Annotated in this window: 1 protein-coding gene; it reads left to right on the top strand. The window is 63.9% G+C overall.

The window, feature by feature from the left end:
• A partial coding sequence (locus FEZ63_RS23380; RefSeq protein ID WP_150949574.1) for an outer membrane protein occupies positions 1 to 418 on the top strand: 418 nt, incomplete at both ends.

The raw sequence follows: 418 nt of genomic DNA on the forward strand, positions 1-418 counted from the left end.
TTCGGCCTTGTCAGCCGCGGTGGCGATAACGGCGGCTTCGTCGGCGGTGGTCAGGTTGGCTACAACTACCAGATCGGTTCGTTCGTCGTCGGTCTCGAGACGGACATTCAGTACGCCGATCTCGGCGGCGGTCGCGCTACCTTCGCTCCGGGTGCGTTCCTCGGCGACAGCAATGACGGCAACTGGTTCGGCACCGTGCGCGCTCGCGCCGGTTTTGCCTTCGACCGCGCCCTCATCTATGCCACCGGTGGTTTCGCTTATGGCGACATCGGCGCTGGCAGCACCGCTTTCGTGGCTCCGGACGGCACCGTGTTCGCTGGCAGCAGCAACGGCACCAACACCGGTTGGGTCCTCGGCGGTGGTGTCGAATACGCGTTCACCAACAACCTGACCGCGAAGATCGAAGGTCTGTACGTGA

The sequence above is a fragment of the Microvirga brassicacearum genome (assembly GCF_008757455.1).
Lineage (GTDB): Bacteria > Pseudomonadota > Alphaproteobacteria > Rhizobiales > Beijerinckiaceae > Microvirga > Microvirga brassicacearum.